At 74.7% G+C, this 10,802-nt stretch carries 7 protein-coding genes; 3 read left to right on the top strand and 4 right to left on the bottom strand.

Annotation, left to right across the window (positions count from 1 at the left end):
* Positions 1-139: 139 nt before the first annotated feature.
* Positions 140-1,363, bottom strand: coding sequence for an acyl-CoA dehydrogenase family protein (locus tag ACWENR_RS26455; RefSeq protein WP_452279662.1), 1,224 nt, complete (start codon positions 1,361-1,363; stop codon positions 140-142).
* Positions 1,363-2,451: a phosphotransferase family protein gene (locus tag ACWENR_RS26460; RefSeq protein WP_452279663.1), complete on the bottom strand. Its 1,089-nt coding sequence runs from the start codon at positions 2,449-2,451 to the stop codon at positions 1,363-1,365. Before ACWENR_RS26460 ends, ACWENR_RS26455 begins: the two co-directional genes overlap by 1 nt.
* 149 nt (positions 2,452-2,600) lie before the next feature.
* Here ACWENR_RS26460 and ACWENR_RS26465 point away from each other — a divergent pair, with 149 nt between their 5' ends.
* Positions 2,601-3,305 carry an amino acid-binding protein gene (locus ACWENR_RS26465; RefSeq protein WP_452279664.1) on the top strand — a complete coding sequence of 235 codons (705 nt, stop codon included), beginning with the start codon at positions 2,601-2,603 and terminating at the stop codon, positions 3,303-3,305.
* A gap of 120 nt (positions 3,306-3,425) precedes the next feature.
* Positions 3,426-4,511, top strand: coding sequence for a GNAT family N-acetyltransferase (locus ACWENR_RS26470; RefSeq protein ID WP_452279665.1), 1,086 nt, complete (start codon positions 3,426-3,428; stop codon positions 4,509-4,511).
* A gap of 165 nt (positions 4,512-4,676) precedes the next feature.
* On the opposite strand, the gene ACWENR_RS26475 is transcribed toward ACWENR_RS26470, so the two are convergent.
* Positions 4,677-6,242, bottom strand: a complete 1,566-nt coding sequence (locus ACWENR_RS26475) for an aldehyde dehydrogenase family protein (RefSeq protein WP_452279666.1) — start codon at positions 6,240-6,242, stop codon at positions 4,677-4,679.
* Positions 6,243-6,669: 427 nt separating this feature from the next.
* A complete protein-coding gene (locus tag ACWENR_RS26480) occupies positions 6,670-7,452 on the bottom strand; it encodes an LPXTG cell wall anchor domain-containing protein (RefSeq protein WP_452279667.1) in 783 nt (260 codons plus the stop codon).
* A 418-nt stretch (positions 7,453-7,870) separates the two neighbouring features.
* On the opposite strand from ACWENR_RS26480, the gene ACWENR_RS26485 reads away from it, so the two are divergent.
* Positions 7,871-10,765, top strand: coding sequence for a glycoside hydrolase family 9 protein (locus tag ACWENR_RS26485; RefSeq protein WP_452279668.1), 2,895 nt, complete (start codon positions 7,871-7,873; stop codon positions 10,763-10,765).
* Positions 10,766-10,802 lie beyond the last annotated feature (37 nt).

Genomic DNA, 10,802 nt, shown 5'->3' on the forward strand with positions numbered 1-10,802 from the left:
CGTGACGCCGTGACGCCGTGACGCCGTGACGCCGTGACGCCGTGACGCCGTGACGGCGTGACGCCGTGACGGAGAGGGTGAGCGGCTCGGCGTCGTGACGGCGCGACGGCGTGACGGTGGGGTGGGGTGGGGTGGGGGGTCAGGGGTGGGGTGGGGTTTGGCGGCGGAGTTCGCGCTTGGCGAGGGAGGCGCGGTGGACCTCGTCGGGGCCGTCGGCCAGGCGCAGGGTGCGGGCCTGGGCCCAGAGGGCGGCCAGCGGGGTGTCCTGGCTGACGCCGGCGCCGCCGTACGCCTGGACGGCCTTGTCGATCACCCACTCCGCCATCGCCGGCGTGGCGATCTTGATGGCCTGGATCTCGGTGTGCGCGCCCTTGTTGCCGACGGTGTCCATCAGCCAGGCGGTCTTGAGCACCAGCAGGCGGGCCTGCTCGATGCGTACCCGCGACTCGGCGATCCACTCGCGGACCACGCCCTGCTCGGCCAGCGGCCGGCCGAACGCCACCCGTTGGGTGACCCGCCGGCAGAGCAGTTCCAGGGCCCGCTCCGCCATGCCGATCAGCCGCATGCAGTGGTGGATCCGCCCCGGGCCGAGCCGGGCCTGCGCGATCGCGAAGCCGGCGCCCTCGGCCCCGACCAGGTTCGCCGCCGGCACCCGTACGTCGGTGAAGTCGATCTCGGCGTGACCGCCGTGCGGGGCGTCGCTGTAGCCGAACACCGTCATGCCGCGGCGGACCGTCACGCCGGGGGTGTCCCGGGGCACCAGGATCATGCTCTGCTGGCGGTGCCGGTCGGCCCCCGGGTCGGTCTTGCCCATCACGACGAAGATCTCGCAGGCCGGGTCCATCGCGCCCGACGACCACCACTTGCGCCCGTTGACCACGTAGTGGTCGCCGTCGCGGACGATCCGGGTGGCGATGTTGGTCGCGTCGGAGGAGGCGACCTCCGGCTCGGTCATGCAGAACGCCGAGCGGATCTCGCCCTCCAGCAGCGGGCGCAGCCAGCGCTCCTGCTGCTCCGGCGAGCCGAACTCGGCGAGCAGCTCCATGTTGCCCGTGTCCGGTGCGGCGCAGTTGACCGCCTCCGGCGCCAGGTGCGGGCTGCGCCCGGTCAGCTCGGCCAGCGGGGCGTACTGGAGGTTGGTCAGGCCGGCGCCGTGGCGCGGGTCGGGCAGGAAGAGGTTCCACAGGCCGCGCTTGCGCGCCTCGGCCTTCAGCTCCGCCATCACCGGCGGCCGGGCCCACGGGTCGCCGGCGGCGGCCACCTGCTCGGCGTGCACCGGCTCGGCGGGATAGACGTGCCGCTCCAGGAAGTCGGTCAGCTCGGCCCGCAGCTGCTCCGTGCGGGCGTCGTACGCGAAGTCCATCACCGCTCCCTGGCGGCGGTCAGCCCGTGCTCGACCAGCGGTGCCACCATGTCGCCGATCCGGTCGAAGCCCTCGCCGAGCGTCTGCCCGAGCGTGTGCCGGTAGTGGATGCCCTCGCAGATCACCGCGAGCTTGAAGCAGCCGAGCGCGACGTGCCAGTGCAGCGGGCCGACGTCGACGTCGCCGCGCCCGGCGTAACGCTCGATGAGCTCCGACCCGGTGGGGAAGCCGGCGTTCGGACCGAGCCCGTCGGCGACCGGGTTACCGGCGGCCGAGTCGCTGCCGCCGAGCACGTCCCAGTAGGTCAGCAGGAGCCCGAGGTCGGCCAGCGGGTCGCCGAGGGTGGCCATCTCCCAGTCGAGCACCGCGCGAACGGCCACCGGCTCGACGGTGGCGAGGAGATTGTCCAGCCGGTAGTCGCCGTGCACGATCCGGCCGGCGTTGGCGCCCTCCGGCGCGGTGGCGGCGAGCAGGTCGCGCAGCTCCTCGATGCCGGGCAGCGGCCGGCTGCGGGACCGGTCGAGCTGACCGGACCAGCGACGGACCTGCCGGGCGAGGTAGCCCTCCGGCCGGCCGAAGTCGCCCAGGCCCACCGACGCCGGCTCGACTGCGTGCAGCGCGGCCAGGGTGTCCATCATCGCCATCGCCAGGCCCCGGCGCTGGTCCGCGGTCAGCGGGTCGGTCTGGGCGCGGGTGCGGAACACGTCGCCGCGCACCCGTTCCATCAGGTAGAACGGCGCGCCGAGCACCTCGGGGTCCGCGCAGAGCAGCAGCGCCTCCGGCACCGGCACGTCGGTCGGCGCCAGCGCGGAGATCACCCGGTATTCCCGGGCCATGTCGTGCGCGGTGGCCAGCACGTGCCCGAGCGGTGGGCGGCGCAGCACGACCTCCCGCCCGCCGGCGTCCAGCAGGTAGGTCAGGTTGGACTTGCCGCCGGCGATCAGCCGGGCCCGCAGCGGCCCGCCGGCCAGCTCGGGCCGGTGCCGCGCCAGATGGCCGGCGAGCCGGTCGAGATCCAACCCGCGGGGGGAGGCGGCGGGGGCGGCGTCGCTCCCCGGCCCGTACGCGTCGACGGCGGGCTCGGTCATCCGAATAGTTGATGGCAGCTCCGCCATGTTGTCAAGGTCGGATTTGACCCTCGGGACATGGCACTGCAACAGGGGCGAAACGCCCACCGGCCAGGCTGGTGCCCAGCCCGCCGGCGGATGGCGCCGGCCCGCCGAGCGGAGGGTCAGACATGTTGCTGCGAGTTCGGGTCACCCTGCCGGACCGTCCGGGCACGCTCGGGCAGGTGGCGCGCACCATGGGCGTGTCCGGCGCGGACATCGTCCAGGTAATCGTGCTGGAGCGGCTGGGCGGGCGGGCCGTGGACGACTTCACCGTGGTCTGGCCGGGCGCCGCGCGGGTCGAGCGGCTGCTCGCCGGGCTGGCCGCCATCCCGGGCGTACGGGTGGACGGGGTGTGGCGGGCGATCGGCGCGCCCACCACCACGGGACAGGACGCCGAACTGCTGGCCCAGGTCGCGGCCAGCCCCGCCGAGGGCGTGGCCATCCTGGTCGACGCCGTGCCGGGGCTGCTCGCCGCCGACTGGGCCGTCGCCGCCGTGGTGCCCGTGGACTGGGCCGCCCGCAGTGGCGCCGCCGGGCAGGCGACAGTCGGGCCGGCGAGCTGGCGGGCCCCCGTACCGCCGCCGCTGCCGGAGGTGACGCCGCTGCGCGCCCGGGCGATGACCGCGCCCGACGGCGGGCACTTCGCGGTCGCGCCGTTCGGCCGGGCCGGCCTGGTGCTGGTGGTGGCCCGCGAACGCGCCGGGACGCCGGCCGCGGCGGCGTTCCACGCCACCGAGGTGGACCGGCTGGCGCAGCTCGTGCGGGCCGCCGCCGTGATCCTCGGCGACCGGCTCGACCTGGTCGGGGCGCCGCCGGTGGCGGCCAACCCCTGAGCGCGCGCCGCCCGGACGGGCCGGTGTGGCGCAGGTCGCGCGGCCGGACCCGAGCCGTCACCGCCGGGCAACCGGCCCGCAACAGCGACCGGCGAGGGTCGTACGGGAAGGGAGGCCACCATGACGCTGTGGCGGATCCGGGCGACCGTGGACGACCGGCCGGGCTACCTGTCGGTGCTCACGGCCAGCCTGGCGTTGCGCGGGGTCAACATCCTCGCCGTGCAGGTACACACCACCGAGCGGGGCGCGGTCGACGACTTCCTGGTCGACGCGCCCGACGCGCTCGCCGAGACCGACCTCGTCGCCGCCGTGGAGCGGGGACGGGGGCGGGACTGCTGGGTCGCGCGCAGCGAGGCGCGCGGGCTGGCCGACCAGCCCACCCGGGCGCTCGGCCTGGCCAACCGCCTGGCGCGGGATCCGGAGGCCGCCGGGGAGGTGCTGCGCGCACTGCTCGGCGCGGACACCGTCAGCTGGCGGCCCGCGCCGGCCGCCGGCGGGATCACCGAGACCACCATGCTGCTCGCCGACCCGGGCGGGGGCTCGTTCGCGCTGCGCCGCGCCGCGCCGGCCTTCACGCCCGCCGAGTACGCCCGGGCGCAGGCCCTGGTCGAGCTCTCCGCCACCGTCGCGCGCCGGGCCGCCGAGCAGGTCACCCTGGTGCTGCCCGACGGCGCCGAGACGACCGTACGCCCGGCGAGCGCCGAGGACCTGTCCGGCGTGGTCGAGCTGCACGAGGGCTGCTCGGCGCGCAGCCGGCACCGCCGTTACCTGGGCGGGGCGGCCGTGCCGTCGCCGGCCCGGCTGCGCCGGCTGCTGGAGCCGGCCCGGGGCGTCACCCTGCTCGCCTCGACCGGCGACGCCGGGGCGACGCAGCCGGCCGGGGCGGCGGGGTCGGTGGTGGCGATGGCGAACCTGCTCGCCGAGGGCGACGAGGCGGAGGTGGCGCTGCTGGTCCGCGACGACTGGCAGCGCCGGGGCCTCGGCTCCGCCCTGCTGCGCCGGCTGGTGCGGCACGCCGAGCGGGCCGGTCACGCGGCCCTGCTGCTGCACGTCCACGCGGAGAACGCCCCGATGCTGCGCACCCTGCGGCGGCTCGGCCGGCCGACCTCAACGGAGCGGGACGGCGCCCTGCTCACCCTCACCGTCCCGCTCGCGGCCGCCAGCCACGGTGCGGGGAAGGGTCCCCTGTCGCCGCCTCCGGCGTAGGAAGGCGCCGGCCGGGCCCCTCCGGTGCCGCCCCGCGGCCGGGCCCTTCCGGTGCCGCCCTGCGGCCGGGCCCTTCCGGTGCCGCCCCGCGGCCGGGCCCTTCCGGTGCCGCCCCGCGGGCGGCACCGAGGAGGACCGAGCCGCCGAGGCCCGTCCCCCTCGCCGTCAGGTGGTCGGATAGCTGCTGTAGTCGGGGAAGTTGCCGTAGAGCCGGCCGTCGCCGCCCTGGGTGACGGCCTGCACCAGCAGGTCGCCGCCGACGAACGCGCCCTTCCAGGAGGCGCCCCGGCCGCCGAACGGCTCGTCCCGGTCGCCCCGGGAGCGCGGCTTGTTGATGCCCACCTTGAACGCCTGGAGGTCGACGGCGAGCTTGCCGGCGAGCTCCTCGTCGTCGCAGGCCAGCGAGGCGACCAGCGCGCCGTTCGAGGCGTTCATGGCGGCCAGCAGCTCGTCGGTGGTGTCCACGACGACGATGGTGTCGACCGGGCCGAACGGCTCGGCGTGCATCAGCCGGGACCGGCCGGGCGGGGCGAGCAGCACCGACGGGGCCACGTACGCCGAGGTGTCCTGCCCGTCCAGGAACGGCGCGCCGTGCAGCTTGCCCCGGTGCAGCGGCACCGCGCCGCCGCGTACCGCCTCGTCGACCTTGCGGCGCAGCTCGTCGGCCTTGGCGGCGCTGATCAGCGGGCCGAAGTCCAGCTCGGGCAGCGGGTCGCCGGCGGCCCAGTCGGCGTCGACGGCGAGCGGGTGACCGAACCGGACGGAGCGCACGACCGGCAGGTACATGTCGAGGAACTCGTCGACGAGGTCCCGCTGGACCACGAAGCGCGGGTACGCGGTGCAGCGCTGCTTGCCGTACTCGAAGCCCTTCTTCAGGTGCCCGGCCAGCAGGTCCCACTGTGAGAAGCCCCAGATGCCCCAGGCGTTGAGGCCCTCCTGCTCGATGAAGTGCCGCTTGTCGGAGTCGAGCAGCGCGGCGGCCACCTTGCCGCCGTTGGAGCGCCCGCCGACGAACGCCACCGCGCCGATCTCCGGCGCCCGGACGAGCACCTCGGACAGCTCCTCGCCGCCGCCGGAGACCAGGGTGGCGGGCAGCCCCGCCCGGCGCATCAGGGCGTGCGCGACGGTGAGGCAGACCGCCCCGCCCTGCGACGGGGTCTTGGCGATGACGGCGTTGCCGGCGAGCAGCTGCACCAGCTCGGCGTGCACGAGCACGCTCATCGGGTAGTTCCACGAGGCGATGTTGCTGACCGGGCCCGGCAGCGGCTCCCGGCCGTCGGCGAGCATCCGGTCGATCTCGCCGACGTACCACCGCACGCCGTCCAGCGCGCGGTCCACGTCGGCGCAGGCCAGCCGCCACGGCTTGCCGATCTCCCAGACCAGCAGCAGGGCGAGCAGGTCGCGGTGGGCGGTGAGCGCGTCCAGGGCGTCGGTGACCCGGGCCTTGCGCTCGGCGAGCGGGGTCTCGGCCCAGGCGCGGTGCGCGGCGGCGGAGTGCGCGACCGCGGCGCGGGCGGTCTCCGCGTCGAGGCGGGGCAGGTTGATCAGCACCGTGTTGTCGACCGGCGTGCGGACGGGGCTGGGCGTGCCCACCGCGTGCCAGTCGCCGCGTACGAGGTTGTGCAGCGTGGTGACGCCGTCGACCGGGGCGCCGAACGCCTCCGGCGCGGCGGCCACCGCGCGGGCGAGGGTGTCGGACCAGGCGGTGCCGTCGGCGAGTCGTAGAGCCATCGCGATCTCCTCAGGGTCGGCCGGGGGAGCGGCGGCGTCGATGGCACCGCTGGTGTCGCGTACTGTCGCGCGGCCGAAACGGGCGCGGCAACAGTACGTTCGTATGCCGGAACGGCCGGCCCCCGCCCCGCCGCCGAGGACGCGCCCAGTCGCCTGTCGACACCTGCCTTGACCTGGCAACATTCGGTCGACATATTCACGGACTTAGATGATGTGATGAATGTCCAGCCGGCCGGAGGCGGCGGCTGGCGACGGCGGCCGGCCTGCGCGCCGGCCGGGTGAAAACGGCGACCGGGGCGGAGGCGCTGGCCGGGCGGAAACGGTGGCCGCGGCGGAGGCGGCGACCGGGCGCAAGCGGCTACCGGGGCGGAAGCGGCGACCGGCCGCCGGACGGGTGTCCGGCGGCCGGTCGGGCGGTTCGGTGGGGTCAGCTCGTGAAGGTGACGTTGTCGCGCCGACGGCGCAGCATCAGCAGCGCGCCGCCGCCGATCAGGGCGAGGCCGCCCAGCGCGATGCTGGTCGTCGCCACGCCGGTCAGCGGCAGGCCGCCTTCGTCCTCGTCGCCGCCACCGCTGCCGCCGGTGCTCTCCGACGGGGTGACGGACGGGGTGACCGACTCCGACGGCGAGGCGGACTCGCTCGGGGAGGTGGACTCGGACGGCGACACCGACGTCGAGGGCGACACCGAGGTCGAGGGCGACACCGAGGTCGACGGAGAGGGGGAGGTCGACGTCGACGGGCTCGGGGTCGGCGACTGGGGCGCGGCCGTGCCGGCGCAGGTGTGGCTCAGCTTGAAGCTGTCGGCCGTGCCCGTGATCGTGGCGCTGCCGCCCAGCAGTGTCCACCCGGCCGGGGTGAAGACGTAGGCGTGCTTGACCTGGCCGCCGGCGCCGTTGGCCGAGAGGAAGTCGGGGTAGGAGTCGGAGGGGTCCGGAACCTTCACCGTCACCGTGGCGCCGGTCAGGTCCTTGAAGGTGAGGGTCAGATCCTCGAAGTCGCCGGAGGCCTTCCTGCTGCCGTCGAGGACGAAGTGCCAGCCGTCGTGGTCGGCCTGCCGGTCCTTGAACTTGGGGTCGTCGCACTCCTGCTGGAAGGTTGCCGTCTTGCCCTCGTGCGGCTTGTGCAGCGGGATGGTGCTGGACGCCCAGGCCGGGGTGGCGAGAGCGAGACAGGCCGTGGCGGCGACTGCGGAGACGGCCGCGCGCGCCACGCGCCGACGGTGTGCCATGAGGATTCCTCCGGAATTGATCGAGGGGACAGCACATGATCGCACGGTGTGTGACGGTCGAGGACATCGGGCGATCGGCTTGAGCTGCGGCGACGCGACGACCTGACCGCCCGGGCCGTCGAAACTAATCACTCTCCGCAGGCGTGTCGATGTAACGCGATCGTCCCCTGCGGCGCTGCGCCGTCCCGGCTTCCCGTCGGCCCCGTCCATCCTGGCCGGTCTTCCCAAATCGCCGGCGGCCCATCTACATTGGCAACCATCCATGGGAGCGCTCCCGGTCCCAGTAACCCCACCCCACCACCGCCTTCGCCGGCGGCCCACGACGCCGCCACGGCAGCCCCGACGCCGTGGCGAGTCCTCGCCGGGCGCCGTCGGCGACGCCACCGACAGGAGCACCGTCATGCACCATCCGAGACGCCCGCGCCGGCCCGGCGACCAGCCGTGGCCCCGGCGCCTGCTGGCCGCGGGCGCGGCCCTCGCCACCGGGCTCACCCTCGCGGTCGCCGCGCCGGCCACCGCCGCGCCGGCCACCGCCGCCCCCGCCGCCGCGCCCGCCTTCAACTACGCCGAGGCGCTGCAGAAGTCGCTCCTCTTCTACGAGGCGCAGCAGTCCGGCCGGCTGCCCGACTGGAACCGGGTCTCCTGGCGCGGCGACTCCGCGCTCACCGACGGCGCCGACGTCGGGCTCGACCTCACCGGTGGCTGGTACGACGCCGGCGACCACGTGAAGTTCGGCTTCCCGATGGCGTTCAGCGCCACCATGCTGGCCTGGGGCGCGGTGGAGTACCGCGACGGCTACGTCGCCGCCGGCCAGCTCCCGCACCTGCTCGACAACCTGCGCTTCGTCAACGACTACTTCGTCAAGGCGCACCCGTCGCCGAACGTCCTCTACGGGCAGGTCGGCAAGGGCGACGACGACCACAAGTGGTGGGGACCGGCCGAGGTCATGCCGATGGCGCGGCCCGCGTACAAGATCGACGCGAGCTGCGGCGGCGCGGACCTGGCGGGGGAGACGGCGGCGGCGATGGCCGCGTCGTCGATGGTCTTCCGGCCCACCGACGCCGCCTACGCCGACAAGCTGCTCGGGCACGCCAGGCAGCTGCACACGTTCGCCGACACGGTGCGGAAGAGCTACCACGAGTGCATCACCGACGCGACCAACTTCTACCGCTCCTGGAGCGGCTGGCAGGACGAGCTGGTCTGGTCCGCGATCTGGCTGTACCGGGCCACCGGCGAGGCCGCCTACCTCGCCAAGGCGGAGAGCGAGTACGACAAGCTCGGCACCGAGAACCAGAGCACCACGCGGTCCTACAAGTGGACCATCGCCTGGGACAACAAGCAGTTCGGGGCGTACGTGCTGCTGGCCAACCTGACCGGCAGGCAGAAGTACGTCGACGACGCCAACCGCTGGCTCGACTACTGGACCGTCGGCGTCAACGGGCAGCGGGTGCCGTACTCGCCCGGCGGGATGGCGGTGCTCGACTCGTGGGGCGCGCTGCGCTACGCCGCGAACACCGCCTTCGCCGCCCTCGTCTACAGCGACAAGACCACCGACGCCACCCGCAAGGCCCGCTACCACGACTTCGCCGTCCGGCAGATCGGCTACGCGCTCGGCGACAACCCGCGCAACTCCAGCTACGTGATCGGGTTCGGGGCCAACCCGCCGCGCAACCCACACCACCGCACCGCGCACGGCTCCTGGTGGGACAGCCAGACCGTGCCCGCCGAGACGCGGCACACCCTCTACGGCGCGCTGGTCGGCGGCCCGTCGGCGCCCAACGACGCGTACACCGACAACCGGTCGGACTACGTGATGAACGAGGTCGCCACCGACTACAACGCCGGCTTCACCTCCGCGCTGGCCCGGCTCACCAGGGAGTACGGCGGCACCCCGCTCGCCGGCTTCCCCCGCGCCGAGACGCCCGACATCGACGAGCTGACCGTCGAGACGACCGTGATGCAGGCCGAGCCGCGCGCCACCGGCCTCAAGGCCGTCGTCTACAACAAGTCCGCCTTCCCGGCCCGCGCCCTGACCGACGGCAAGTTCCGCTACTACTTCCGTCCCGACGGCACCGGCCCCGTCACGGTCACCCCCGGCTACACCCAGGGCTGCCCGTCGCCGGCCACGGCCAGGCAGTTCTCCGGCGACATCTGGTACGTCGAGGTGGACTGCACCGGGCACACCATCGCGCCCGCCGGGCAGTCGCAGCACCGGATGGAGGTGCAGTTCAAGATCGGCGTGCCGGAGGGCGGCACCTGGGACCCGACGAACGACCCGTCGTACCAGGCGACGGCCGGGCCGAACCGGAAGGTCACGCTCTACTCGGGCGCCACCCGGATCTGGGGTGAGGAGCCCGGTCCGGCCACCCCGGACACCACCGCGCCGACCACCCCCGGCACCCCCGTCGCCTCGGCCGTCACCGCGACCGGGCTGACCCTGACCTGGCCCGCGTCCACCGACGCCGGCGGCAGCGGGCTGGCCGGCTACGAGGTCACCCAGGCCCAGGTCGGCAGCGACGCGCTCGTCCTGCTCAACTCGGCCACCAACACCCTGGCCGTGACCCGGCTGCTGCCCGAGCGGACGTACCGCTTTACGGTGCGGGCCCGCGACGGCGCCGGCAATCGGTCGACCGCCTCGCCCGTCGCCGAGGTGACCACGCCCGCCGCGCCGGCTCCCGACACCGTCGCGCCGACCCGCCCCGGCACCCCGACCGCCTCGGCGGTCACCGCCACCGGGCTCACCCTGAGCTGGGCCGCGTCGACCGACAACGTCGGCGTCACCGGGTACCGGGTCTACCGCGAGGCCGGCGCGACGGACACGCTGGTCGGCTCGCCCACCGGCACCACGCTGGCGGTGACCGGCCTGACGGCCGCGACCGCGTACCAGTTCCACGTGGTGGCCGTGGACGCGGCCGGCAACGCCTCGGCGGCGTCCGCGCCGGTCGCCGTCACCACCGCCGACCCGCCCGCGTCCGGTGGCTGCGCCGTGACCTGGACGACCAGCGGCTGGGACAGCGGCTTCACCGCGAACGTCACCCTCACCAACACGGGCACCACCGCGATCGACGGCTGGACGCTCGCCTTCACCTTCCCCCACGCCGGCCAGAAGGTCGGCCAGGGCTGGTCGGCGACGTGGACCCAGACCGGCGCCTCGGTCACCGCCACCAGCCTCTCCTACAACGGCCGGCTCGCGCCGGGCGCGTCGACCAGCTTCGGCTTCAACGGCACCCACACCGGATCGAACCCGAAGCCCACCGCGTTCACCCTCAACGGCACCCCCTGCACCGTCTCCTGACGCACCACCCCGCCGGTGGCGCGGACGAGGGCGACAC

Source organism: Micromonospora sp. NPDC004336 (assembly GCF_053602615.1).